Origin of the sequence: Cellulomonas shaoxiangyii, from assembly GCF_004798685.1 — a bacterium.
Classification (GTDB): domain Bacteria; phylum Actinomycetota; class Actinomycetes; order Actinomycetales; family Cellulomonadaceae; genus Cellulomonas; species Cellulomonas shaoxiangyii.
On record NZ_CP039291.1, the window covers coordinates 2,733,697 to 2,759,636 of the forward strand.

Sequence of the window (25,940 nt, forward strand, 5' to 3'; positions counted from 1 at the left end):
TCCCTGTTCCGGGTGCGCCCTCAGGCGCCCATCATCGAGTTGAGACCGGAGATGGTCTGCTGCGTCTGCTCGTCCGTGGCCTGCTGGTCGCGGGCCGTGCCGGTGAGCGAGGTCTCCAGCTGGTCGAGGACACCGTTCAGCTTCTTCGTCTTGGTGTCCCACTCGGCCATGAGCTGCGTGAAGCGGCTCGCGGCGGGGCCGGTCCACATGCCGCCGACCGTCTCGATCTCGCGACGGACCTGGGCGACACGCTGGTCGATGCCCTGACGGGCGTCGGCCACGGCCTGCGCACCGCGGGCGAGGGCCCCCTCTTCGGCGGAGATGTTCTCTGCCACGTCACACTCCTTCACTCGACGCCGTCTGGCGACCGCCCGTGTGACGGGCGGCACGTGCGGGTCACAGTAGCGTGGCGCACGTCATCGCTCTCGGGGCAGTCCGGCACCGTGGGGCGATACCGGAGAGATCACCCGCACCGGTGCGGCCGATCGGGTGATGCGGCACCCGACCGGGCCAGCACGGGGGTCCACGGACCGCCCGCGTCCCGGCCCGGCACGCCGCGCGCGCTAACCTCACCTGCGTTCCGCGCGCCGCAGGCGCGCCCTCCCGGGGGACCCGATGCCTCAGACCACGACCGCCGCACGCGCCCTGCTGCACCTGACGATCACGAGCGAGGACCGTCGGCTGGACCTCGGCGTGCCCGCCCAGCTGCCGCTCGTCGAGCTCATGCCCGGCGTCGTGCGCAGCCTCGGCGTCCTCGACCCGACGCTCGTGCACGCCGGCTACGGGCTGCGCCGCTCCGACGGCGGCCTCCTCGACCCCGCCCAGAGCTGCGCCGCCCAGGGGGTGCAGGACGGCGAGCTCCTGACGCTCGTGCGGGGCGCCCTCGTCGCCGAGCACCGCCGGTACGACGACGTCGTGGAGGCGGTCGTCGACGCCACGCGCGACCGCGCCGCGTGGACGGCCGCCGACCAGGCGCGGACGGCGCTCGCCGTCAGCCTCGTGCTGCTCGCCCTCGGCGCGGGCCTGCTGCTGTCCTCGCCGCACGGGCTCGGCACCGGCGCGATCGTCGCGCTGGGTGCCGCCGTCGTCCTCGTCACGACCGGTGCGGTGCTCACGCGCACGGGTGCGGCGGAGGCCGGGCACGGGCTCGGGCTCGCGGCGGCCGTGTGGGCGGCCGTCGGCGCCTACCTGCTGGTGCCGCAGGGCGACCTGTGGGGATGGCCGCTGGCCGCCGCCGGGATGGCGGCCATGGTCGTCGGCGGGCTCGCGCTCGCCACGGTCGCGTCGGCACCGCAGGTGCACGTCGTGCCCGTCGCGGCCGGCGGCGCCGTCGGCCTCACGGGGATGGCCGCAGCGCTCCTCGCCCCGGGGGACGTCGCGCCGTGGGCCGTGCTCGTCGCGGTCGCCGCGACGCTGTCGAACCTCGCGCCGTGGCTCGCGCTGTCCTCCACGCGCCTCGACGTGGTCTCGCCGCACAGCGACGCGGAGGTGCTGGCCGCACCCCCCGCCGTCGACGGCACCGACGTGGCGCGGCGCGCGCTCGAGGGTCAGCGCCTGCTGCTGTCCGCCCGCGTCGCGGCCGCGGTCTGCGTCGCGGTGGCGACTCCGCTCGTGGCGTCCTCGGGTGCGACCGGTGCGGCACTGTGCGCGCTCGCGTTCGTCGGCCTGCTGTTCCAGTCGCGCCAGGTGCACGCCCGCAGCGGCGTGCTCACGCTCATGGCCTGCGGCGCCGTCGGGATCACGCTGACCGGCACCGTCGTCGCCGTCTCGGGCTCCGTCCCGCCCGCGGTCCTCACGATCGTGCTGCTCGGCTCCGTCGCCGCGCTGGTCGCGCTGACGATGCTGCGCCCCCGCGCCCGCATGCGCATGGTCCGGCTCGCCGACACCGCCGAGCTGGCCGTCCTGACCCTCCTGCTGCCCCTCGGCGCCCTCACGGCAGGGCTCGTCTGACCCGTGGCCAGCAAGAAGGACCTCATCGAGGCGCAGACGTTCAGCCGTCGCCGCCTGCTCACCGCCTTCACGTCCGGCGCGCCCGGCGGCAAGGAGCTCGAGCCGACCAAGCCCATGCGCGGCGTCGTCGCGGGGCTGGCCCTCACGGCGCTCGTCGTCGTGGGCGGGCTCTTCTACGGCTTCCTGCGGCCCGGCCTGCCCGCGGGGTGGGACAACAACCGGCTCGTGGTGGCCGAGGACACGGGCGCCCGGTACGTCAGCGTCGGCGGCACCCTGCACCCCGTCGCGAACACCACGTCGGCACGGCTGATCGTCCCGGCCGGTGAGTTCGACGTCGTGACGACGAGCGCGGGGCGCCTCGCCGACGCCCCGCTCGGCCAGCCCGTCGGCATCGTCGGCGCGCCCGACCAGCTGCCGCCGACCGACCGGCTGCTCGGGACGGGCTGGGCCGCGTGCCTCGTCCTCGAGGGCACGGAGGGGGCCGCCGGGGTCGCCGGGGTCGCCACGACGCTGTCCGCCACGGCGCCCGCGGTGGCGACCGACGGGGCCGCCGTCGTGCGGACCGAGGCCGGCACCGCCGTGCTCGTCGGCGGCACGTCCTTCCCGGTCGACGCGGACGGCACGGACGCGGTGCTGCGTGCCGTCGGGCTCGGCGACGCCGACGTGCGCGACGTGACGGCGGCGTGGCTGCGCCTGTTCACCCCGGGCACGGAGCTGTCCGCCATCGTCGTGCGCGACGCGGGCGGAACCGTGGAGGGCACCGAGCTGCGCGTCGGGCAGGTCGTGCACCCGCAGGGCTCCCCCGCCACGACGCGCTTCCTCGTGCGGGAGGACGGCTCGCTCGCCCCGCTCAGCCCCCTCGCCTACCAGCTCTACCTGCTCGGCACCGGCGCACAGCTCGGGGAGGCGCTCGACGTCCCGTCCGCCGCCATCGCCGCCCTGAAGACGTCTCCCACCCCCGCGGGCGCGGCCGACTGGCCCACCCGCGAGATCGCGCCCGTCCCCGACGCGGACGCACCGTGCGCGCTCGCGACCGACGCCGACGGCGAGCCGGGCACCGTGCTCGGTGTCGCGTCGGACGACGCCGCGGTCCGGACCGTCGGGCAGCGCGTCGACCACGGCGCCGGCGCCCTGGTCCGCGCCGGTGGGCGCGGCGCGCAGTCCAGCGGCGGCCTCTACCTGGTCGACGCGACCGGCACGGCCTTCCCCGTCGTCGGCGGCGCCGACACCCTCACGCGCCTGGGGTACGCGACCGAGGACGTCGGCGGGGTCACGGACGCCTGGATCGCCCTCCTGCCCACCGGCCCCGTCCTCTCGACCGAGGTCGCGACGCGCGGGGTCACGGTCGCTGACGCCGGGGCGACCGCGGAGGCGGGCACGGGGTGAGGCGCGTCCCCGTCGCCGCCACGCTCGCCACCGCCGCCGCGGCGGGGCTGCTCGCGGTGGTCCCCGCGGCCGCCGCCGCCGGGACGCCCGTCACCACCGGCGCCGTCACGGCCGGTCCGGTCACGGCCGGTCCGGTCACGGCCGGCCCCCTCGCGGCCGGTCCCCGCACGGCGGCCGCCGCCACGGGCTGCGAGCCCGGCAACGTGCAGTGGACGCCCCAGACGCCGCCCGCGCTCGACATGCTGCAGGCACGGCTGGCCTGGACCGTCACGCGCGGCGCGGGCGTGCTCGTCGCCGTCGTGGACTCCGGGGTCGACGCGGCGAACGCGCACCTGACGGACGCGCTGACGGGCGGTGTCGACCTGGTCGGCGACGGGCTCGGTGCCAACGGCTACGCCGACCTGCACGGGCACGGCACGGCCGTGGCCGGCACGATCGCCGCCCGCGAGCACCCCGGCTCGGGCGTCGTGGGGCTCGCGCCCGAGGCGCGGCTGTTCTCCGTGCGCGTGTTCGCGTCCGACGACCAGAAGGCGCGCGAGGCCGGCGTCGGACCCGACGCGACGCGGCTGGCGGACGGCATCCGCGCCGCCGCCGACGCCGGGGCCCAGGTGGTCGCCGTCGCGATGTCCAGCCCCGACGACACGCCCGCGCTGGCCGAGGCCGTCGCCTACGCCGCGGGGCGGGGCGCGCTCGTCGTCGCGTCCGGGGGGAACGCGAGCACCGAGGAGGGCACGCGCTACCCCGCCGCCGCGCCCGGTGCGCTCGGCGTTACCGCCGTCGACGCCGCGGGCAGCCCCTCGCTCGCCACCCACCACGGGCCGCACGTGCGCGTCGCGGCGCCCGGGCAGCAGGTGCTCACGAGCGCCGTCGCCGCCGGGGACTGCATGTACGCGCAGCAGGAGCCGCGCGCGAGCTTCGCGACCGGCTACGCGGCCGGCGCCGCCGCGCTGGTGGCGGCGGCGCACCCGGACGAGACGCCCGCGCAGTGGGCGCACCGGCTCGAGGCCACCGCCGTGCGCCCGGACCCGGACCACCGGGACGACGCGATCGGGTGGGGCGTCGTCCAGCCGTACGAGGCGATCGTGCTCGTGCCCGACGGGTCGATCCGCGGCCCGGCGGACCCCGTCACGGGTGCCGCCCCCGCGCCGCTGCGCCCGGAGGTCGCCGCGCCCCGGGTGCACCGCTCGCAGGACCCGTGGGGGCCCGTGCGTGGCATGGGGACGGTCGTCACCGTGCTGGCGCTCAGCGCCGTGGGCGTGCTCGGTGCCGTCGCGGTGCTCCGCACGCGCCGGCACGCTCCGGCCGTCGACCCGGTGGGCGAGCCGGGCGACGCGGCGCGCGACGAGGACGCCGACGACGCAGCGCGCTGACCGCCCCACCGGGCGGTCACCGGCCGCCCCGCGCGCCGGTGCTCAGCCGAGCAGGGTGCGGACCACCAGCACGAGGCCGCCGACGCACGCGACGGACACCACCACCACCGCGGCGACGGCGCCGCGCGCCCACGAGCGGGCGGCCAGGTCGACCGACCGCATCGCGGCCGCCTCCCCGCGCAGCGCCGCGGTGCCCTCGAGGGGTGCGGCGTCGGCCGGCGGCGGCGGCACCGGACGGGGCCGGTAGCGCTCGCGCTGAGGCGTGGGGGCGTCGGCCGGTGCCGCCCACGCGCGCGACGCCGACGGCTGCGGCGCCGGCGACGCGTCCGTGCGGGGCGCGCGCACCACGGTGCGCTCGTCGGGCAGGTCGTCCGGCCGGTCGCCGCCGGGGCGCGGCGCTCGGACGGAGGTGCGGTCGTCGAGCGGCTCGGCGGGCGCGGCGGCGCGGCGCACCACCGTCCGGTCGTCGGGGGCGCCGTCCCCCGCGGGTGCCGGCGACGCGGGCGTCGCGCGCACCACGGTGCGGTCGTCGAGGCCGTCGCCGGCCCCGGTCCCCGCGCCGGCCCCGGTGACGGCGCCGCGCACGACCGTGCGCTCGGCCGCCGGCGGGCCGTCCGGTGCGGTGGGCGCCGCGGCGGGCCGCACGACGGTGCGGTCGTCGAGCGGCTCGTCCTCGACGGTGGCGGCCGGGGACGGCGCGGGCGTCGGCGGCGGGCCCTCCGGGGCGGTCGACGGCGGCCCCCCGGCCTGCTGGTCGGGTGCGGGCGTCGTGCGCCGCGTGCGGCGGAACAGGCTCATCGGCGGACCACCCGGGTGTCGTCGTCCACGGTGTCGGTGCGGGTGCCGGTCCCCCGCGAGGTGTCGTCGAGGCCCGGCGACCGCCCGCCCGACAGGACGTCGACGACCACGACGGTCACGTCCTCCCCGGTACCGGCCCGGGCGGCGTGGCCGACGAGCGCCGACGCGGCCGTGGCGGGGGCCCCGCTCAGCGCGAGGACCGCCTGGACGGTCTCGTCGGCGAGGTTGCGCGCGAGACCGGCCGAGCACAGCAGCAGCCGCTCCCCGTCGACGACCGGCAGGAGCCACGAGTCGGCGGTGGCGTCGGGCGCCCCGACGGCCCGCGTGAGCGCGGCTCGTCCGCCCGGGCGGCGCGCGCCCGGCCGCTCGGACCGGGCCTCGTCGGGTGCCTGCGTGTGGTCGACCGTCAGCAGGTGCAGCTCCCCGCGCAGCAGCCGGTACACGCGTGAGTCGCCGACGTTGAGGACGAGCCAGTGCGGCCGCCCCTCGTGCAGGGTGAGCACCGCACCGGTGACCGTGCTGCCGGTGCGCCCGCCGGTGTCGCGGGCCAGCGCCCCGACCTCGACGTGCGCGCGCTCGAGCGCGCGGCGGACCTGGTCGAGCGTCGCCGGTGCGCCGGCGGGGACCTCGGCGGTGAAGGCCGCGACGACGGCCGCGCTGGCGGCGGCACCCGTGGCGTCGGCGCCGGTGCCGTCGGCGACGACGAACACCGGTGGGGCGACCCGGCACGCGTCCGCGTTGCCCGCGGCGAGCCGCCCGGTCTCCGTCGCGGCCGCCGTGACGAGCACGACGCCGCCGACCTCGTGGCGGCCGGTCACCGGGCCCGCCCCGTGCGCTGCTCCAGCACCATGCCGACGTCGCCGAGCCGCACGCGTGCGGGGACCCGCGCCGGCTCCCCGCGCGGGAGCAGGCGCTGCGCGCCGTCCGCGTCCGCGACGACGACGCCGTTGGTCGAGCCGAGGTCGGTGACCCACCACGTGCCGTCGCGCAGCTCGAGGCGCGCGTGGGTCTTCGACAGCGTGCGGGTCGTGTCCGGCAGCGCGACGACCTGCGTCGTGCCGTCCGTCTCGGGCGGACGACGACCGATCACCACGAGGGGCCGCTCGAGCGGCACGACGCGCCCGTCGTCGAGGCGCAGGCGCCAGCGGACGGCACGTGGGCGGACCACGGTGCGCTCGGCGTCGGCCTCGGCGTCGTCCGTCGCGGGGAGCCGCGGCGCGCCGAGCGTCGTCGGGACGTCCGCCGCCGGCGGCTCCGCGACCGTGGCGAGCGGGTCCGGCACGGGGAGAGCCGCGTCGACGCCCGCGCGGGGCGGCGTCGCCGGCACGGTGGCCGCGGGCGCCGGGTGCTGCGGCGGCAGCGGGAGCGCGCCGGGCGCCGCGAGTGCGGGCTGCGCGGGCACCGCGGGTGCCGGCTGCGCGACCGCGGGCGCCGCGGGTGCGGGCTGCGCAGGCGCCGTGGGCGCGGGGGCGGGCCGCGCGGCGGCGGGCGGCGCAGTGGCGGGCGGCAGCGGCGCGGGCGGCCGCGCAGCCGTCGCGTCGGCCGCCGCCGCTCGGGTGCCCGGCGCGGGCCCGGTGTGCCCCGCTCCGTCCCCGAGCGTGTCGCCCCGCACTCCGCCGGGCGTGCCCGCGGGGGACGCCTCCGGCGCGGTGGCGTCCCGCGGTGCCCGCGCCCAGCCCACCACGCTCGCCCACACGGGCGGCAGCAGGACCGCGAGCACGGTGCTGCCCGCACCGCGGCCGAGGTCGCGCCCGATCCGGTGCGCCGCGACGCCGCGCAGCGCGACGCCCCACAGCTGCACGACGGGCACGAAGAGGTACACGACGGACCAGCCCGGCACGCCGCCGCGCTCGTACAGCTCGGCCTCCTGCACGACGGGCGTCCACGCCTTCCACGTCGGTGCGCCGAGGCGCCGGAACAGCGCCGCGAGGGCCGCGCTGTACCAGACCCAGCACGCGAGGGCGACGAGCAGGCCGACGCCGCCGAGCACGACGAGGGTCGCGCGGGCGGCCTCGGCGGCCGCCGCCTCCTCGGCCGGGGTGGCGGTCGGCAGCATCAGCACGAGCGACGCGAGCGGCACGCTCACTCCTCCTCCGCGTCGGGCGCCTGCGCGCCGGTCCGGTGACGTCCGGGGGCGAGGGCCCGGCCGAGCGACGCACCGCTCAGCGCGGCGCCGACGCGCCGCCACGGCGGGTGCTCCTGCGCGAGGGCCGCCACCTCGGCGTCGGTCGCCGCCCACGCGGCGGCGGCGTCGTCGGGGCCGGGCGGCACGGCCGCGAACACGGCACGGTCCACGATCCTCGCGAGCTCCACGGCTCCGGGGCGCCCGGACGCGGCCGCGGCGGCGGCCCGGGTGGGCCCGGCGAGGGGACGCCCGAGGTCGGTCGAGCGGTCGACGAGCTCGGCCCACGCGCCGACGACCGCGACCTCGGGCACGGCGGCGCGCCGGCGCCGGCGGCGCCGGACGGCCTTCGCGACGGGAAGCACGAGCAGGGGCGCCACCAGCAGGGCGAGCCCGCCGGCGACGAGGCCGACCGTGCGCAGGACGGCGAGCCAGGGGCTGTCGCCGAAGCGCGCCTCGTCGTCGCCGTCGCTCTCGTCGGTGCCGGACCCGTCCCGGCTGAGCACGGGCGGGTCGACGACGGGCAGCTCGGGCGGCTCCACCGTGGTCGGGTTCTGCGGCGCCTGCGTACCCTGCTCGACGCGCACGGGCGAGTGCGCCACCTGCGGGTCGACGTCGAAGGTGACCCAGTCGCCGCCGGCGCTGCGGACCTCCACCCAGGCGGCGAGGTGCGCGCCCGTGCAGACCTCGGTGCACGCGGGCACGGTCGCGCCCGGGACGTCGTCGAGGCGCACGCCCATGACGACGCGGGACTCGTACCCCAGGTAGCGCGCGACGAGCGCCGCCGCCGCGGCGAGCTGCTCGGCGTCCGCCACCGCGGCCACGAGGGCGGCGTCGTCGGCGCCGGCCCCGAGCGCCTCCTCCTGCTCGATGAGCTCGGTGAAGACCTCCTCGACGCGGGCCCGGGAGTGCCCGGCGTAGCTGGTCTGGAACACGTAGGGAGCCTGCGCCTGCAGCGCGGAGATCCACGCGTCGGCAGCGGCGTCGTCCGCGACGGCGTGGCTCAGGTAGCTGCGTGCGCGCAGGCGGTCGACGAGGGTCACGAGGCCGTCGGCGTCGCGGGCGACCTGCTGGGCGTCGACCCAGGCAGCGAGCTGCGGGTGCTGCTCGGCGAGCGCCTCGGTGTCGACCTGGCCGGGCGCCGCGAGCACGTCGGCGTCCGCGCGGGCCGTCGGGGCGGCGGCCACCCGGTAGGAGTCGCCCGGGGCGAGCCCGCGCCCGGCGGGCCCGCCGTCGGCCACCGTCACCGCGGAGCCGTCGTCGGGACCGAGGTAGAAGGCCGCCGCGAGCGCGTCGGCGCGCAGCCCGGCGAACCGGGGCGCCGCCACGACGCCCGACGGCACCGGCACCCAGATGCCGGACCACGCGTCGCCCACGACGACCTCGACCTGCGCGGTCGCGCCCGCGGTGGACGAGCGCGGCAGGCGCAGGAACCGGCCGGACGCACCGTCGGTGCCGACGCGGAACGACGCGCCGTCGTACGCGTCGAGGACGGCCGTGCGCAGGCGGTCCACGCCCGTGCCGTCGACGTCGACGCGGAACAGCTCGGTGTCGTACGCGTCGGTGCGGAACGACGCGCGGTACGACGTCAGGGGGCTGGGCTGGCGCTGCACGGCGAGGACCGGCTCGACGTCCTCGCGCAGCACGTGCCGCTGCGCCCAGCCGGGCGTGCCCGGCGCGGCCCACGCGGCCGCCCCGGCCGCGAGGCCGACGAGCACGAGCCCGGCGACGACCCGGCCGGCGGTCGTGGCCACGCCCCGCCGGCGGCGGCGCGCCTGGGCGCCGCTGCCGACCCGCACGGCCTGCCGCCGGGCGAGGGCCGCGCGCAGCACGGCCCACAGGACGGACCACACGACGAGGCCCACCAGGCCGAGGGTGGTCCGCGCGTCGGGCACGCGGACGGGGCCGAGGTCGAGCGCGGGCTCCGGCGCGACCGGGCCGAACGCGGGGCCGAGCAGCGCGAGCACGGCCAGGACGGGGACGGCGAGGACCGCCCGGGCGTCGCGGCGCACGGCCAGCGGCGCGGCGACGGCGGTCGTCACGACGACCGCGACGAGGAACGGCACGAGGACGGCCTGGTACTCCTCGACGGGGAGCTCGAGCGTCAGCAGCTGCTTCCAGCCCACGACGACCCCGGCGAGCGCCTCGACCACACCGACCGGCAGGCCGCGCACGTCGGCGCGCCACGGCACCGCGACGGGCACGGACACGACGACGAACCCCGCCGCCACGACGAGCACGCGGCGCAGCACGCTCCACCGGCGCGCGCGGCCCAGCAGCACGACGCCGGCCCCGACGAGAGTCCCCGCCGCCGCGACGACGGCCAGCCGCCACGTCCCCCACACGGGCCATGCGAGGACGACGGCGATCGCGACCGCGCCGACCAGCCACAGGACGCCGAGCAGCCGGTCGGCGCGCCCGCTCCCCCGGCCGGCGGCCGGGGGCCGCCCGGGACGGCGCGCCGCGGCGGGCGCGGGCGCGGCGGGGCGCTCGCGCACGGGGGCGTCGAGGAGGGCGCTCATGCGCGGGCCGTCCGGTGGATCAGCGGGCCGAGGTCGCCCAGCGCGCCGATGGTCACGACCGTCACCTCGCGCAGCGTCCGCGCGGACGGGTCCGCGTCGCGCTCGCAGCGCAGCGCGATGACGGTGGTGCCGGCCGGCAGCGCGTGCGCGGCCGCGCGCAGCCGGTCGGCGCCCGGGACCGAGCCGACGACGAGGAACGCGACCGACATCTCCGGGCACGTCCCCGCCGCGAGGGACGCGACGTCCTCCAGCGGCGTCGCGCGCTCACCCGCCGCGAGCGTGCAGGTCGCGTCGAGCAGCGCCCGCGGCGTGGCCGTGGGCAGCGTGCGGAGGGACACGACCGCGCCGCGCGTGACCCGGGGGGCCTCCTCGCTCGTGGCGACGTACGCGTCCTGGCCGTCGCGCAGCGCCTGCACGCCGAGCGACGCGAACACGCTCACCGCGAGCTCGAGCTCCTCCTCGTCGGCGAAGTCGTCGGTGGCGAGCCCCAGCAGCAGCGCGAGCCGCGAGCGCCGGGTCTCCTCGAACTCGCGGACCATGAGCCGGCCGACCTTCGCCGTCGACTTCCAGTGCACGTTGCGGCGCGAGTCGCCGGGCTGGTACTCGCGGATCGCGTGGAACGCGAGGTCGGACGCGACGATCTGCGCCGACGGCATGCCCTCGAGGTCGCGCACCACGCCCGCGCTCGTCGACGGCACCACGGTCGTCACGGGGTGCACGTGGATCGTGCGCATGACCGGCCAGCGCTGCTCACGGCGCAGCAGGCCGACCGGGTCCGAGCGGGTGAGCGTGAGGGGCCCGACGTCGATGACGCCACGGCGGTAGGCGGCGACGTGCAGCGGCTCGTCGTGCGCGCGGCCCGGGCCGAGGAGCGGCACCTGCACCTCGACGAGGCCCTCGCCGACGGGCACGTCGACCAGCACGGGCAGCGCGGGCCGCCCGCCGGTGTTGACCAGCCGCACGGAGCCCGTGACCTCCCGGCCCGCGACCGCGCGGTCCTTGTCGAGCACGAGGTCGACGTCGTAGTCGTGCCCGCCGAGCAGGAACGGCGCCGACAGCGCGAGCAGGACGGCACCCCCGACGGCGAGCACCCAACCGGCGGTCCACCCCGCGAGCGGCCCGAGCACGAGGCCGAGCAGGACGGCGCCGAGCACCGTCCAGCCGGCCGGCGTCAGCGTGCGCGTGACGGCGCCCCACGTGCGCGCGAGGGCCCGGCGCACCCGCTCGGCGGCGCGGCGCAGCACGAACCACGCGGTCGCCCAGGGGCCGCGCCGCGTCTCGACGACGCGGGTGATCGTCACCCCGCGCGTGCGGGTCGCGGCCCAGGTGCCGGTGCTCTCGAGCGTGCGCCGCTCGTGCGGGGAGTCCTGCGGAGCCACGTCAGGCCGTGCCGTTCTCCGCCGGTGCCGGGACGTCGAGCAGGATCTGGCCCATGACGGCGCTGGCCGTGACGCCGTCGAACTCGGCCTCCGGCTCGAGCATCAGGCGGTGGGCCAGCACCGGCTCGGCGAGCGTGCGCACGTCGTCCGGCGTGACGAAGTCGCGGCCGTGGACGGCCGCCCACGCGGTGACCATCCGGGACAGCGCGATCGCCCCGCGGACGCTGACCCCGAGGCGCACCTCGGCCGCGTGCCGCGTCGCGTTGACGAGCCGCAGCACGTAGTCGTGCACGATCGGGTTGACGTACACCTGCCCGGCCAGCTCGCCCATCTGCACGAGCGCCGAGGCGTCGGCGATGCCCTGCACGTCGCGCCGCGGGTGCGCCGAGCCCTGCAGGATCCGCATGGTCGACGCGTCGTCGGGGTAGCCCAGCGACGTCTTGATCATGAAGCGGTCCAGCTGCGCCTCGGGCAGGCGGTAGGTGCCGGCCGTCTCCACCGGGTTCTGCGTCGCGAGGACGACGAACGGCAGGCCGACCGACCGCGTGACGCCGTCGACCGTCACGTTGCCCTCCTCCATGACCTCGAGGAGCGCCGCCTGCGTCTTCGGGCTCGCGCGGTTGATCTCGTCGGCGAGCACGACGTTGGCGAACACCGGGCCGGCGTGGAACTCGAACTCGCCGGCCTTCTGGTCGAACACCGTGATGCCCGTGACGTCGCCGGGCAGCAGGTCGGGGGTGAACTGGATGCGCGTCGAGGTCCCGCGGATCGTCTGCGACACCGCGCGGGCCAGGGCGGTCTTGCCCGTGCCGGGGAAGTCCTCGAGCAGCACGTGGCCGCCGCTGACGGCGGCGGCGAGCACCAGCTCGACCACGTGGCGCTTGCCGAGGACGGCGTGCTCGACGTTGTCGACCAGGGCGCGGAAGGAGTTCGCGAACCAGGTCGTCTGCTCGGGCGTCAGGGGCATGGGGGGGCGTCCAGCTCTCGTCGCAGGGGCGCTCAGGGCGCGGGGGGCGGGGTCGGGGTGGGAGTGGGGGTGGGGGTGGGTGTCGGCTCGGCCGGCGGGGAGCAGCGCGCCCCGGCGTTGTCGCGCGTGACGTCCTCGAGGCCGTCGAGCGCGCCGGTCCACCTCAGCGCCCACGTCGTGACGAGGGCGCCGCGGCGCTGCTCCTGCGTCACGGTGACCTGTGCGGCTCCGCGCGCCCACTCCGGCAGCTCGACGTCGCGCGCCGACGGCTCGGCCACGCAGGCGTCGACCGGGAAGCGTGCGGTGAGCGTGCCCGGCACCGAGCCCTCGCGGGGGACGGCCACGGCCGGCGAGCAGTTCGCGGGGCGGAACCTGCTGCACTGGCGGGCCTCGACGGACGGGTTCGCGGCGTTGCGGGGCAGCTCGAAGCGCGCCGGGTCCGTCCAGTCGCCGCCGGCGACGCGCACCTGCGCGACGGTGTTCCACAGCGTGGCGTCGACGCGGGGGGCCCGCGCGTCGAGCCAGCCGACCTCGCCACCGCGCAGGTCGGACGCCCGGTCGCCGACCGACCAGCCGTCGCCGACCGTGGGCGGCTCGAAGCCCGTGAAGACGAGGACGCGGCCCAGGTCGACGCGCGCGGCGCCGAAGCCGTTGGAGCCGCACACGACGACCGAGTACTCCTCGTCGTTCTCGAGCCCGCCGATCGTCGCCGACTCCGAGACGACCCCGCGCCCGCCGAGCTGGGCCCGGCCGTCGCGGCCCATCGTGCAGGACGCCTGGTTCGCGTCGAGGAACGCGCCGTAGCGCAGGGACGTCGGCGCGGCGCTGCCGTTCGCGTTCACGGAGGCGCCGTCGACCGTGATCGAGCGGTCCCCCGGGCGGGCGGCACCGCCGGCGACCACGGGCGCGCCGGCGACCGTGACCTGCGCCTGCGACGGGCTCCCCGACGCGTCCGTGCCGCCGTTGGGCGGCGCGAACCGGCTCAGCGGCGTGACGGTGACCGTCTGCGCGCCGACGGGCAGGACGACCTCGACGGTCGTGTCGGCACCGCGCCGCGGGACCTCGCCCTCGACGCCGGTGACGACGAACGCACGGGCGTCGTCGGCCGCGGCGATGGTGACGCGCGCGACGCCCGCGGACGTCGTGGTCCGGGCCGGGTCGTAGATCGTCTCGGCGCTGACGCGGCTCACGGCGGGCGACGCGTACGCCCACGCCTGCACGGGCGTGCTGTCGGGCGACTCGCCGACCGCGTTGCGCACGCGGGCGGTGTAGGCGTGCGGCTCGCCGTTGCGCAGCCCGCCGACCGTGCAGCGGTAGGTGCTCGCGCCGGCGGCGGAGCACGAGGCCCCGACGGGCGCGCCGTCCTGGTAGACGGTCACGCCGCTCACGGCGGGGTGCGCCCGCGCGGCCTCGCCGAGCTGCAGGTCGAGCACCACCGACGACGCCGCGTACGACGACATCGTCAGCGAGCCGGGCTGAGCCGGGAAGCCGAGCACGTCGAGGTCGACGCGGCCGGAGCCGAGGCGGCCCTGCGCGTCGCGCACGGTGAACGGCACGGCGCACGTGCCGCCCGAGGGCCGGCTGCCGGCCGGCCACGAGACGCGCACCGTGCCGCGGTCGCCCGCGCTCACGGTCGCCACGGCGCACGCGACGGTCCCGCCCGCGCCGACCTGCGCCAGCTCGAGGCCGGACCCGGGCTTGCCCGCGAACGGGTCGTACTCCCCCGCGACGCCGACGACGGGGATCGTGCACCCGGCGCCGTCGGCGACGTTGCAGGTGGCGGCGATCGTCGCGCCACGGGGTGCGTCCGTCGGCGCCGCGCCGACGAGCAGGTCGACGGTCGACTGCAGGCCGCCGTACTGGGCCACGCGGACCGTGACGGTCGCGCGGGTGCCGGGCACCGCGCCCGCCCGGGCCGTGACCGCCAGCGTGCGGCCGTCCTGGCTGGACTCCAGCGTGCCCGCGGCGCCGGACAGGGTCGTGGCGTAGACGATCGACGCCTCGTCGCCGACGCGCCCGCCCTCCCAGGACAGCATCTCGCCGAGGTCGATCGTCTCGGTCGCGCCCGGGGCCACCGTGCGGCTCACCGGCGCGAGCACGGCCTGCGGTGCCGCCGGGCGGATCTCGACGGGCACGAGCACGTCGGTCCACGTCTCCTGGCCGACGACCCGCACGCCCGCCGTGCACGTGTCCTGCCAGGGCGAGCCCGCGCCGGCGGCGTACCGGAGGGTGCCGTCGCCGGTGACCGTGCACCGCGCGGCCGCGCGCTGCACGACGGGCGTCGCGTCGGTGCGCACCTCGAGGCGGTCGCCCGGGCCCGCGTCGACGACGTCCGACAGCCGCGTCTCGGCGGTCGCGTCCTCGTCCACGGCGAGCGGCTCGAGGCCGTCGAACGTGGTCAGACGCATGTCGTCGAACGCGGGCACCCGGAGCAGGCCGTAGGCCCGCACGTCGGTGTCGCGCGCGTCCGTGCCCTCGAGGACGAACGGCACGACGGCACCCGCGCGCGGCAGCGGCCCGCCGATCCGCGTCCCGTCGACCGTCCACGTGTCCGCGGCGTCGCCCCAGACGGACAGCGTCAGGTCCCCCGGCCGGCCGTTGGCCCACCGGACCTTCCCCTCGACGACGTCCACGCCGCCGGCGGCGAGCTGGTCGCGGTCGCGCAGCGTCACGACGGTGTCCGCCACGAGCGGCTGCTCGCCGGTCGCGTCGGCCACGACCTCGACGACGACGAGGCCCTCCGCGGTGCTCACGCCGTCGGCGGCCGTCACGGTGTAGACGTACGCGTGCACGCCGAGCACGTCGCCCGCGCCGAGCACGACCACGCCGTCCTCGAGGGACGTCTCCCGCTCGTCGACGAGCCCGTCGAGCCGCTCGGCCTCGGCGGTGCCGGGCAGCGCGTCGGAGCGCATCGCCGTCAGGGTCAGCGCGCCGCCGTTCGGCTCGCGGTCGTTCGCGAGCGGCTCGAGCGTCACGGGCTCGGCCTGCCCGGCGGTGACGCGCACGTAGTCGACGTACGCGACGGGGGCGCCGCTGCGCGCGCCGGCGGGCAGCACGCCGACCCGGACCGTGCCGGTCGACGACGCGCCCCGGCTGTCGCGCACGACGTACGTGAAGGCCACCTGCTGGCCGGGGGTCAGCGTGGGCGGCGCGACGAAGCGGACGCCGTCGCCGGTCTCCTCGACGGTCGCGGAACCCTGCCCCGGCTCCGGCCGCCCCACGCCCACGAGCGTCACGGCGTCGCCGTCCGGGTCGGTCCCCGCGGCCTCGAAGGGGATGCGCACGGTGCTCCCCGCGACCACCCGCCCCTCGAGGACCGGCGCGACGGGCGGCCGGTTCGCGGTCGCGTCGACGACCGTGACGGTGACCGTCGCGGACGACGTGCGCGAGGTGTCCTGGCTCCAGGCGACGTCGTAGCCGACGGTGTACGTGCCCGGCGCCTCGGGCGCGACGTAGCGCACGGTGCCGCCCGAGACGAACGCGAGCTCGCCCGCGGTGCCCGACGTGACGAGGTCCGGCAGCAGCGTCGTGCGCCCGCCCATGGGGGCCACGTCGTTGTCGGTGACGGGGATGTCGACGGTCCCGCCGGCGCGCACGGTGGCGACGTCCGGCTGCGCGACGACGCCCTGCCCCGTGACGGCGCCGACGAGGAAGACCGCGACGCGGCCCTCGGTGCGCACCTCGGCGCCGTCCGTGACCGTCACCGTGACGGTGCCGAGCAGGCCGGGTGCGGCGTCGGCGCTCGTGGCGCGCAGGCGCAGCGCGGTGGCGTCGATGACGTCCACGCCGAGCCCCGGCGAGTCGGAGGTCGCGAACGACACCATGAGGACGTGGCGCGCGGCGCCCTGCACGGCGGACACGACGTCGACCGTCGTGTCCTCGTGCGCCCAGACGTACGCGGTCGTGGGTGGCAGCACGACCGCGCGGTCGTCCGCCGGCACGCGCACGCGCAGCAGCGCCGCGCGCTCGACGCCCGTGACGTCGTCGTGGACCGTGAACGTCACCGGGTGCTCGCCGGCGGTGTTCGCGGTCACCTGCACGCGCATCCCCGCGCCCGTCGCGGCCACCGTGACACCCGCACCGCCGTCGACGCCCACCGGGACGACGTCCCGCAGGCGGTAGCGGCCCGAGCCCGCGGCGACCTGCGGCGCGAGGTCGACCGTGGTGGTGCGGGCCTCGCCCAGCACGAGCGCGGTGCCGTCGACGACCAGGTCGGGCGCCTGCTGGACGGCCACGTCGAGCGTCCGCTCGGTCGTGCCGCCCCGCGCGTCGGCGACGACGACGGTCAGCGCGGTCGACGTCGCGGCGGCGTTCGCATCGGTGTGCCGCACGGTCAGGGACCCGTCAGGTCCGGCGGCGACCTGCAGCGGCGCCGTGGGGTCGCCGACCTGCACCGACTGCAGCACGAACGGGTCGCCCTGCGGGTCGACCCAGGCGTCGAGGATCCCGGTGCGCGCGGTGCCGCCCGGGGCGAGCACCACGGTCGGCCACGTCTGCGTGCAGCCCTCCACGTCGCACCACGCGGGCGGCCCCTGCGCCTCGTCGGGGACCACCGTGAGCGTCACGGTGACGGGCTCGGAGCGGTCGGTGCCGTCCGTCACCGCGTACGTGAAGGTCGCGGACCCCTCCAGCGCCCCGATCGACGCGACGACCACCTGGTCGTCGTGGGCGAGCCGCAGCGACGCGAAGGCGGGGTCCGACGTGGGGCTGAGCGACTCGGCGTCGACCGTCAGCACGTCGCCCGTGTTCGGGTCGTGGTCGTTGAGCAGGACGGGCAGCCGGACGTCGGCCCCCGGGCGCACGCCGAACGCGTCGGGTGCGGCCACCGGTGGCATCTGCTGCGTGACCTCCTCGACCGCGTTCGTGCCGGTCGTGCGGTCGTCCTCCTGCGTGGCCGTCCACTGCGACAGCGGGACCGCGCGACCGTCGGGCACGGTCCACAGCGCACCGGACCCGGTCTCCTCCAGCACGGCACGGCCGCCGTTCGTGCGGACCACGGGGTGCAGGTCGGGCAGCGCCTCGAGCGCCTCGGCGTCGACCTCGAGCGCGACGGGCTCGGCGCCCGACGTCCACAGGGTGCCGGCCGTCCCGCTGAGCCAGGCGGCGACGCGCGTGCCGTCGGAGAGCCGCACGGGGGGCGCCGGCGAGCCGTCGGCGCTCTGCGTCCGCCGGGCGGCGCCCTCGGTCAGCGGCACCTCGACGAGGCCCTCGCGGTCGGCGACCAGCACGGACGTGCCGGTGGCCGTCGGCTCCTGCAGCACCGCGCCGGCGCCCGCCTCGGTGGGGACGGGCTCGTCCCGCGCACCGGTCCACAGCCGGCCGTCGGAGGCGTCCAGCAGCACCCAGTGGCCGCCCACGAGCGTCAGGCGCACGTCGACGACCTCGGCGGGGCCGTCGGCCACCTCGACGGGCCCCTCGAGCAGCTCGCCGTCGGCGGCGTCGAGCACGCGCAGCGTGCGGTCGGACGCGGCGTAGAGCGCGACGCGCCCGCGGTCGTCGACCGTCGCGGCGTCGGCGGCCCACGGCTCCTCGGGCTCGTCGTCCTCGGCGTCCGGCGTGGCCGACGCGGCCTGCACGCCCTCGGGGTCGAGCGGCGTCGCGGGCGTCGTGGGATCGGCGTCGAGGCGCCGCACGGAGGCGGTGCCGGTGTCGTCGAGGAACACGACCCACTCGCCGGACGCCGCGACCTGCTGCGTCCCGCCCGGCGTGGCGAGCGCCTCGGCACCCTCCTCGCCGTCGCCGGCGTCCTGGCGCAGGTCGGCGGGCACCGCCGGGTCGACGGTCCACAGCTGCTGCATGCCCTGCGCGACGACCGCGGCGCGCGCACCGTGCTGCAGGACGGTCGTCGGGTCGTCGACCGAGCGCACCGTGTCGATCTCGCCGAGCTCGGTGTCGAAGCGCGCGTACTGGCCGGCGTCGCGCGTGACCCACACGGCCGTCTCGACCGCCGGCGTGCGCTGCGCGTCGTAGCCCTGCGCGAGCACGGCGCCCGTGACCACGAGCGCGCCGACGACGACCACGGCGGCGGCACGCAGGCGCGCGGGGAGCCGGCGGGCACCGGGGGCCGGGGCGGGCGGCGCGGCGGGGCGGTTCACCCGAGGACCCCGGAGACGACCAGCAGCAGCACCACGGCCGCGACGGCCGCGGCGCCGACGAGGGCGCCCACGACGCCCGCCTGCCACGCGGCGCGCCGCGCCGGCCCGTGCACGACGAGCCCGTCGCGGTCCACGGCGAGCTCGGCGGACACCCGCTCGGCCCGCGCCTCGGCACGGCTGCGGGCGCGCACGCGCGAGACCACGGGCCCGCGGGCGCCGTGGTCGGCGACCTCCACGGGGCTGGCGCCGGCGGCCCACTCGGCCGACGGGACCTCGAGCGCCGTGGGCGGCTGGCCCAGGTCGTACTGCGCCCAGCGCAGCTCCTCGGCGAGGGCGAGCATCGACGGGTGCCGGTGGGACGGGTCCTTCGACATGGCGCGGGCGAGGATCTGCTCGACGCGCTCGGGCACGTCGGCGCGGCCCAGGGGCGCCAGCTTCGCGCGCACGATGCGGCCGGCCATCGCCTCGCGCCCGTCGCGCGCGCGCTCACCGACCTCGAACGGCGCGCGGCCCGTCAGCAGCGTCCACAGCGTCGCCCCGAGGCTCCAGACCTCGGCCGCCACGGACCCGGCGACGCGCTCCTCGAGCACCTCGGGCGCGCTCCACGGCACCGACATGGCGATCGCGGGGATGCCCGTGGAGCCCGAGACCGCGGCGGCGATGCCGAAGTCCGCGAGCGCGGGCGTCCCGAGCGACGTGCGCAGCACGTTCGACGGCTTGATGTCGCGGTGCAGGACGCCCGAGCGGTGCGCGGTCTCCAGCGCGGAGGCGAGCCGCACGCCGACGTCGAGCACCTCGGGCACGGCCAGCGGCCCGCGGCGCGCCCGGGCGCCGTACGTGTCGAGGCAGTACTCCATGACGATGTAGGGCCGGCCGTCCGCCGAGACGCTCGCCTGGTGCACCGTCACGACCGCGGGGTGCACGGACAGGCGCGCGAGCACGTCGGCCTCCGCCTCGAACGCCCGCTGCGCCACGGGGTCGTGCAGCCCCTCCGCGAGGACCTTCACCGCGACGACGCGGCGGGGCATGTCCTGCTCGTAGCAGAAGACGTCGGCGAACCCGCCCACGCCGAGCGGGCGCACGTAGGTGTAGCCCGGCAGCACCGGGGGGGTCCCCGCCACACGACGTGCCACAGCTGGCTCCCCCAGGGTTCGATCGGCCGACCTCGCGCCCGCCGGTCGTGCGTGCGCGCGCGCACGGCCGGACCGACGCGGAAGCGTACCTGTTCGCGCCCCCGCCCCGGCGGGACGCCCACCGGCACGGCGCCACGTGCACCCCGGTGACCTGCGCGGGCGCGCGTGGCCAGCCGGCCGTGGTCATCCGTTCGGACGAGCGCCGCCCGCGGCGCGGGCGCCGGCCACGAGGGTCCCCGCGACGCCGGCCACCCCGAGGAGGGCGAGCGACCAGGCGCCGAGGGCGAGCGCCGTCGGTGCGGACGCCACGACGACCTCCTCCCGGCTGCCGCCGACGTCCCAGGTGCAGACGCCCCGCGGGGGCAGCACCGTGTAGTGCACGCGAACGGACGCGTCGTCCTCGTACGCGACGAGGCACGGCTCGTCGCCCGCGACGGACGCGCGCATGGTGGTGACCCCGATGCCCGCGTACACGACGCCGAGCGTGACGAGGCCGACGAGGGCCAGCCCCGACGTGAGCAGGAGCGCGAGCGCCCGGCGGCGGCTGGGCGCGCGGCGCCGGCGCGGCGCGACCGCCGGGCCGCTCACGCGTCGCCCCGCTCGGCCACGACGCCGGCGGCCCGCACGAGTCCCGCGAGCGCGCCGCGGGCGTCGTCGGGCGTGGCACCGGCGTCGGGCGGAGCCGCGACGAGGACCAGGTCGCGCAGGCCGGCCGCGGGGAGGCCCACCGTGCGCCACGGCCGGGTCACGGCGTCGGCCTGGCCGACGACGTCCGGCCCCGCGCACTGCGACGTCGCCTGCGGCGGCGGCTCCGGCCAGAACGTGCGGCCGTCCTCGACGAGGCCGGCGACCTCCTCCCACCCCCGCTCGCCCAGGCCGGCGACCGCGAGCGCGGCGCCGTCGGCGGACGAGGCGCGCACGGCCGGCAGCGCGGCCCACGCCGTGCCACCGTGCACGACCAGCGCCTCGGCCCCGGCCGCGCGGGCGGCGTCGGCGACCGCGCCGAGCCCCTCGGCCGCGGTCGGCCCGGGCACGCGGCGCAGCCGGTCCCGCCCGGAGAAGCTGGGGACGACGCCGGCCAGGACCGCGGCGAGCATCGGCTCGTGCAGCAGCACGCGCACCGTCGCGCCCGGGACGGTGCGGCGCACGTCGGCGAGCCGGGCCGCGAGCCCCGCCGCGAGCGAGGCCACGACGTCGCGCAGCGCGCCGGGGTCGGACAGGACGCGGTCGCCGCGGGCGAGGTACACCTCGGCGGCGAGCGTGTGGGGCCCGAGCACGGGCAGCACGAGCGGGCCGGCGTACCCGTGCGCCGCGACCGCGAGCGCGTCGAGGTCCTCCCGGGCGCCTGCGCGGGCCCGGGTGAGGTCCCCACCGGGCCGGTCGGTGAGCTTCCAGCCGTGCGGCCCGAGCTCGGCGGGCAGGTCCTCGAGCAGCGCGAGGGCGGCGCCCGCACGGTCGCCCCACGGTCCGCGTGCCGGCAGCAGGGGCGCGAACGGCAGGCCGTCGACCTCGGACGGCGTGGACGTGAGGTCCCCGACGACGGTCGTCGCGGCCTCGAGCGCGTCGGTGCCCGGCCAGGTGCCGGAGCCGGTGACGGCGGTCATGCGGTCACCCGCGCACCGTCGACCGCGCGGGGCCCCGCGGGCGCCACCGTCGCGCGCACGGTGCCCTGGCCGACCACCCGCGTGCCGTCGTAGAGGACCAGCGACTGGCCGGCGGCGACGCCGCGCAGGCCCGCCCCCGTGCCGTCCCCGGCCACGTCGACCGTCACGGTCCCGTCGTCGGCCGCCAGCACGCGCGCGCCCACCGGCGCGCCGTGCGCACGCACCTGCACCGTGCAGGACGTGCCGGGCGGTGGCACGGGCCCGTACCAGACGGCCTCGTCCGCCTGGACGTGCGCGACGGCCAGCCGCTCGGCCGGCCCGACCACGACGCGCCGCTGCACGGGCTCCACCGCCAGCACGTACCGCGGACGCCCGTCCGGCGCCGGGCGCCCGAGGGCCAGACCCCGCCGCTGCCCGACGGTGTACGCGTACGCGCCGTCGTGCGCCCCGACGACCGCGCCCGTCTCGTCGACCACGTCCCCCGGCTGCGGTCCGAGGCGGTCCCGCAGGAAGCCCTGGGTGTCCCCGTCCGCGACGAAGCAGATGTCGTAGGAGTCGGGCTTCGCGGACACCGACAGCCCGCGGGCGGCCGCCTCGGCGCGCACCTGCGCCTTCGACGCCGCGTCCCCGAGCGGGAACAGCGAGCGCGCGAGCCGGTCGGGTCCCATGACGGCGAGCACGTAGGACTGGTCCTTGGCGACGTCGGCGGCGCGGTGCAGCTCGCGCCGGCCGTCCGGGTGCGTCACGACGCGCGCGTAGTGCCCGGTGCACACCGCGTCGAAACCGAGCGCGAGGGCCTTGTCCAGCAGCGCGGCGAACTTCACGTGCTCGTTGCAGCGCACGCAGGGGTTGGGCGTGCGGCCCGCGGCGTACTCGGCGAGGAAGTCCGCGACGACCGTCCGCTCGAACCGCTCCGACATGTCCCACACGTAGTAGGGGATGCCCAGCACGTCGGCCGCGCGCCGCGCGTCACCGGCGTCCTCGATCGAGCAGCACCCGCGCGACCCGGTGCGCTCCTGCGCGGGCGTGCGCGACAGCGCCATGTGCACGCCGACGACGTCGTGCCCCGCGTCCACGGCCCGCGCCGCGGCGACGGCCGAGTCCACGCCCCCGGACAGGGCGGCGAGCACGCGCATCAGACCCCCACCCCCGCGGACGCGAGGCCGGCCGCCCGGGCGCGCTCGACCGCGCCGGGCAGCACGTCGAGCACCGCGTCGACGTCCGCGGCGGTCGACGTGCGCCCCAGGCTGAACCGCAGCGCACCGCGCGCGTCGTCCTCGCCGACACCCATCGCGAGCAGCACGTGCGAGGGGCGCGGCACGCCGGCCTGGCACGCCGAGCCGGTCGACGCCTCGACGCCCGCGGCGTCCAGCAGGTAGAGCAGCGAGTCGCCCTCGCAGCCGCTGAACGTCAGGTGCGCGTTGGCGGGCAGCCGGCGGGCGGTGTCCGCCGGGCCGCGCAGCACGGCGTCCGGCACCGCGTCGAGGACCCGGCGCACGAGGTCGTCCCGCAGCCCGCCCACCCGGGCCGCGTGCTCCGCGCGGTCCGCCACCGCCGCCTCCACCGCGACCGCGAACGACGCGAGCAGCGGCGCGTCGAGCGTCCCCGAGCGCACCCCGCGCTCCTGCCCGCCGCCGTGCAGCACGGGCGTCAGGTCGAGCCCCCGGCGCACGAGCAGCGCCCCCGTCGACCCGGGGCCGCCGACCTTGTGCGCGCTCACCGTGAGGGCGTCGACGCCCGACGCGGCGAGGTCCACCGGCACCTGCCCGACCGCCTGCACCGCGTCGACGTGCACGGGCACGCCGTGCCGGTGCGCGAGCGCGACGACCTCCGCGACCGGCTGCAGGGCGCCGACCTCGTTGTTCGCCCACATCATCGAGACGAGCGCCGCCTGGTCGGGGTGCCGCTCGAGCTCCTCGCGCAGCGCCTCGACCTCGACGACCCCGTCGCCGTCCACCGGCAGCAGCACCAGCTCGGCACCGGCGTGCGCGGCCATCCAGAACGCGGGGTCGAGGACGGCGTGGTGCTCGACCGCGGACACCAGCAGGCGCCGCCGCGCGGGGTCGGCCGTCCGCCGGGCCCAGAACAGGCCCTTGACCGCGAGGTTGTCCGCCTCGGTGCCGCCCGCCGTCCAGACGACCTCGCTCGGCCGTGCGCCCAGCGCGGCGGCGAGCCGCTCGCGCGCCTCCTCGACGGTGCGCCGGGCGGCGCGGCCCGCCGTGTGCAGGGACGACGGGTTGCCGACGTGCGCCAGAGCGGCCGTGAGCGCGTCGACGGCCGCGGGCAGCATCGGTGTGGTGGACGCGTGGTCCAGGTAGGCCGCGCGCGGGCGGGGAGCGCTCACGCGGCCAGTCTACGAACGCCGCCGCGTCCCGCCGCCCGCGCGACGTCCGCGACCGCCGCGCGCACCCACCGACGCGGACGTCGTGCGAAGGACGTGCGCAGAGCCCGTGGCCCCGGACGTTCACCCGGACCCCGCGGCTCGTTGCTGACAAGATGTGCGGGTGAGTGCCGACGATGTCATCGCGCTACCGCTCGCCTTCGGCGGCCAGCGGCTCGACTGGCGCGACCTCCCGCGCCACGTGCGGGAGCGCATCCAGGTGCTCGCCGGCGCGCGCGTGACGGCGGAGTCGACCCTCACGAGCGGCTTCTCCCCGGGTTTCGTGGCCGTGCTCGAGCTCACCGACGGCCGGGCCGTCTTCGTCAAGGCCGTCTCGCCGGACCAGAACCCCCAGTCGCCCGACCTCGCGCGCGCCGAGATCCGCGCCGCCCGCGCCCTGCCGCCCGAGGTGCCGGCGCCGCGGCTGCGCTGGTGGGATGACGACGGCGAGTGGGTGATCCTCGGCTTCGACGCCGTGCACGGCCGCCAGCCCGAGCTGCCGTGGCGCACCGACGACCTGCAGCTCGTGCTCGCGGCGGTGGACGCGCTCGCGGACGCCGAGCCGCTGCCGGGCCACGACCTGCCGCGCACCGACGACCGGCTCGCGGACGACTTCACCGGCTGGCGCTCGCTGCACCGCCTGGCGCCGCAGGACCGCGCCGAGGTCGTCGCGGGCGTCGGCGAGCCGGGCCGCTGGGCGCTCGAGCACCTCGACGACCTCGTGCGGTTCGAGCAGGACGCGCTGCGCGTGTGCGCCGGCGACAGCCTCGTGCACGGCGACCTGCGCGCGGACAACGTCATGGTCGAGGACGGGCACAGCCGCGTGTGGCTGATCGACTGGCCGCACGCCTCGGTCGGCGCGCCGTGGCTGGACCTGGCGTTCATGCTGCCGAGCGTCTCGCTGCAGGGCGGCGGCGACCCGGCGCGGATCTTCGCGGGACGGCCCGTCTCGGACGGCGTCCCCCGAGAGGACCTGCGGGCGGGCCTGACCGGGCTGGCCGGCTACTTCGCGTGGGCGTCGGGCCAGCCGGCGCCCCCGGGGATCCCGAACCTGCGCGCGTTCCAGGCGGCGCAGGCGGCCGCGACCCTGCGCTGGCTGCGCGACCTCACCTGATCCGACCCGCCGGGCTCCGCCCCGCGGCGGCCGGGCTCAGGCCTGCAGCCGGCGCAGCTCCGCGGCGGCCTGCGGCAGCACCGTGAACAGGTCCCCCACGACGCCGAAGTCGGCGATCTCGAAGATCGGTGCGTCCGGGTCGGAGTTGACCGCGACGATCGTGCCCGACGCCTGCATGCCGCCCCGGTGGTGCACGGCGCCGGAGACGCCCGCCCCGATGTAGAGGCGCGGCGAGATGGTGACGCCCGTCTGGCCGATCTGCGCGTCGTGCCCGATCCAGCCCTCGTCGGTGGCCACGCGCGTCGCCCCGACCGCTCCGCCGAGCACGTCGGCGAGCTCCTCCACGGGCGCGAAGTCGCCCTCGGTGCCGCGGCCGCCCACGACGACGACGTGCGCCGAGCCGAGGTCCGGGCGGCCGGAGTCGGCGCGCTCGGTCCGCTCGACGAGGCGCACGCGGCGCGCCGCGTCCGACACCGGCACCACGTGCTCGACGACCGCGGGCAGGGTCGGCGTCGCGACGTCCTCGGCGGTGACCGAGTTCGCCTTGACCGTCACCAGGGCGACCGGCGTGGTCACGGCGCAGCGGGTCGTCCACGAGCCGGCCAGCACGGTCTTGCGGGTCACGACGCGGCCGTCCTCCACCGCCACGCCGTCCGCGTCGGTGACGACCCCGGCACCCGTACGGACCGCGACGCGCGCCACGGCCTCCTTGTTCTCGAACGAGGACACCGCGAGCAGCAGCCGCGCACCGGTCGCGGACAGGACCGCGACCAGCCCGTCGGCGAGCACCGCCGACAGGTGCAGGTCCGCGTCGGCGACGAGCCGGTGCACCGTGCTCACCCCCTGCGCGGCGAGCACGGGCAGCGCGGCCGTCGGCTCCTGCGCGCCGGCCCACACGCCCTCCACCGGGGCCTCCCCGGCGAGCGTGCGGGCGAGCGTCAGCAGCTCCCGGACCGGCGGGCGCAGCGTGCCGTCGGCGGCGTGGTCGAGCAGGACGAGCACGGGGGTGGCGGTCACGTCGGTGTCCTCGGGGTCTGTGCGGCGGCGGCTGTGCGGCGGTGACTGTGCGGCGGTGACGGTGCGGCGGGTGTCGTGCAGCGGGTGGCTGTCGGGCGGGCGG

The 25,940-nt window shown here is 78.4% G+C and carries 18 protein-coding genes; 4 read left to right on the forward strand and 14 right to left on the reverse strand.

Annotated elements, in window-relative coordinates:
• Positions 1–20: 20 nt before the first annotated feature.
• Positions 21–335, reverse strand: a complete 315-nt coding sequence (locus E5225_RS12395) for a WXG100 family type VII secretion target (protein ID WP_135975229.1) — start codon at positions 333–335, stop codon at positions 21–23.
• A 280-nt stretch (positions 336–615) separates the two neighbouring features.
• On the opposite strand from E5225_RS12395, the gene eccD reads away from it, so the two are divergent.
• Genes eccD through E5225_RS12410 form a run of 3 tightly spaced genes read left to right on the forward strand, consistent with a single transcriptional unit; the run spans position 616 to position 4,706 of the window.
• Positions 616–1,950 carry a type VII secretion integral membrane protein EccD gene (gene eccD, locus E5225_RS12400; RefSeq protein ID WP_135975231.1) on the forward strand — a complete coding sequence of 445 codons (1,335 nt, stop codon included), beginning with the start codon at positions 616–618 and terminating at the stop codon, positions 1,948–1,950.
• Positions 1,951–1,953: 3 nt separating this feature from the next.
• Complete coding sequence (gene eccB / locus E5225_RS12405) at positions 1,954–3,336, forward strand: type VII secretion protein EccB (RefSeq protein WP_135975233.1); 1,383 nt, start codon at positions 1,954–1,956, stop codon at positions 3,334–3,336.
• The gene (locus E5225_RS12410) at positions 3,333–4,706 is read left to right on the forward strand and encodes a S8 family serine peptidase (RefSeq protein WP_135975235.1); all 1,374 of its coding nucleotides are present in this window, start codon (positions 3,333–3,335) and stop codon (positions 4,704–4,706) included. Before eccB ends, E5225_RS12410 begins: the two co-directional genes overlap by 4 nt.
• Before the next feature lie 42 nt (positions 4,707–4,748).
• Here the strand turns inward: E5225_RS12410 and E5225_RS12415 are convergent, their stop codons facing one another.
• The 12 genes from E5225_RS12415 to E5225_RS12470 form a co-directional block, all read right to left on the reverse strand.
• Positions 4,749–5,504 (reverse strand): hypothetical protein, encoded by a 756-nt coding sequence (locus E5225_RS12415; protein WP_136225438.1) that lies wholly within the window; start codon positions 5,502–5,504, stop codon positions 4,749–4,751.
• Positions 5,501–6,322 (reverse strand): PP2C family protein-serine/threonine phosphatase, encoded by an 822-nt coding sequence (locus E5225_RS12420; protein WP_136225440.1) that lies wholly within the window; start codon positions 6,320–6,322, stop codon positions 5,501–5,503. The genes E5225_RS12415 and E5225_RS12420 overlap by 4 nt, the downstream gene beginning before the upstream one ends.
• On the reverse strand, positions 6,319–7,590 hold the full coding sequence (locus E5225_RS17565) for an FHA domain-containing protein (protein WP_167306020.1): 1,272 nt from the start codon (positions 7,588–7,590) through the stop codon (positions 6,319–6,321). Before E5225_RS17565 ends, E5225_RS12420 begins: the two co-directional genes overlap by 4 nt.
• Positions 7,587–10,148, reverse strand: coding sequence for a cytochrome d ubiquinol oxidase subunit II (locus E5225_RS12430; RefSeq protein ID WP_136225442.1), 2,562 nt, complete (start codon positions 10,146–10,148; stop codon positions 7,587–7,589). Before E5225_RS12430 ends, E5225_RS17565 begins: the two co-directional genes overlap by 4 nt.
• A complete protein-coding gene (locus E5225_RS12435; protein ID WP_135975157.1) occupies positions 10,145–11,527 on the reverse strand; it encodes a DUF58 domain-containing protein in 1,383 nt (460 codons plus the stop codon). The genes E5225_RS12430 and E5225_RS12435 overlap by 4 nt, the downstream gene beginning before the upstream one ends.
• A 1-nt stretch (position 11,528) precedes the next feature.
• A complete protein-coding gene (locus E5225_RS12440) occupies positions 11,529–12,494 on the reverse strand; it encodes an AAA family ATPase (RefSeq protein ID WP_135975158.1) in 966 nt (321 codons plus the stop codon).
• A gap of 32 nt (positions 12,495–12,526) precedes the next feature.
• A complete protein-coding gene (locus E5225_RS12445) occupies positions 12,527–18,589 on the reverse strand; it encodes an Ig-like domain-containing protein (protein ID WP_135975160.1) in 6,063 nt (2,020 codons plus the stop codon).
• Entirely contained in the window at positions 18,586–19,722 is a 1,137-nt protein-coding gene (locus E5225_RS12450; protein WP_135975162.1) for a serine/threonine-protein kinase, read from the reverse strand. The genes E5225_RS12445 and E5225_RS12450 overlap by 4 nt, the downstream gene beginning before the upstream one ends.
• A gap of 183 nt (positions 19,723–19,905) precedes the next feature.
• Positions 19,906–20,310 (reverse strand): hypothetical protein, encoded by a 405-nt coding sequence (locus E5225_RS12455; protein WP_135975163.1) that lies wholly within the window; start codon positions 20,308–20,310, stop codon positions 19,906–19,908.
• Positions 20,307–21,326 (reverse strand): uroporphyrinogen decarboxylase/cobalamine-independent methonine synthase family protein, encoded by a 1,020-nt coding sequence (locus E5225_RS12460; RefSeq protein ID WP_136225444.1) that lies wholly within the window; start codon positions 21,324–21,326, stop codon positions 20,307–20,309. Before E5225_RS12460 ends, E5225_RS12455 begins: the two co-directional genes overlap by 4 nt.
• Positions 21,323–22,462 (reverse strand): tRNA 2-thiouridine(34) synthase MnmA, encoded by a 1,140-nt coding sequence (gene mnmA, locus E5225_RS12465; RefSeq protein WP_135973831.1) that lies wholly within the window; start codon positions 22,460–22,462, stop codon positions 21,323–21,325. The genes E5225_RS12460 and mnmA overlap by 4 nt, the downstream gene beginning before the upstream one ends.
• Complete coding sequence (locus E5225_RS12470; protein ID WP_243738271.1) at positions 22,462–23,616, reverse strand: cysteine desulfurase family protein; 1,155 nt, start codon at positions 23,614–23,616, stop codon at positions 22,462–22,464. The genes mnmA and E5225_RS12470 overlap by 1 nt, the downstream gene beginning before the upstream one ends.
• A 214-nt stretch (positions 23,617–23,830) precedes the next feature.
• On the opposite strand from E5225_RS12470, the gene E5225_RS12475 reads away from it, so the two are divergent.
• A complete protein-coding gene (locus tag E5225_RS12475; RefSeq protein ID WP_135973829.1) occupies positions 23,831–24,820 on the forward strand; it encodes a phosphotransferase in 990 nt (329 codons plus the stop codon).
• 36 nt (positions 24,821–24,856) lie between these two features.
• Here the strand turns inward: E5225_RS12475 and E5225_RS12480 are convergent, their stop codons facing one another.
• Positions 24,857–25,837 carry an electron transfer flavoprotein subunit alpha/FixB family protein gene (locus E5225_RS12480; protein WP_135973828.1) on the reverse strand — a complete coding sequence of 327 codons (981 nt, stop codon included), beginning with the start codon at positions 25,835–25,837 and terminating at the stop codon, positions 24,857–24,859.
• Between the last annotated feature and the right edge of the window lie 103 nt (positions 25,838–25,940).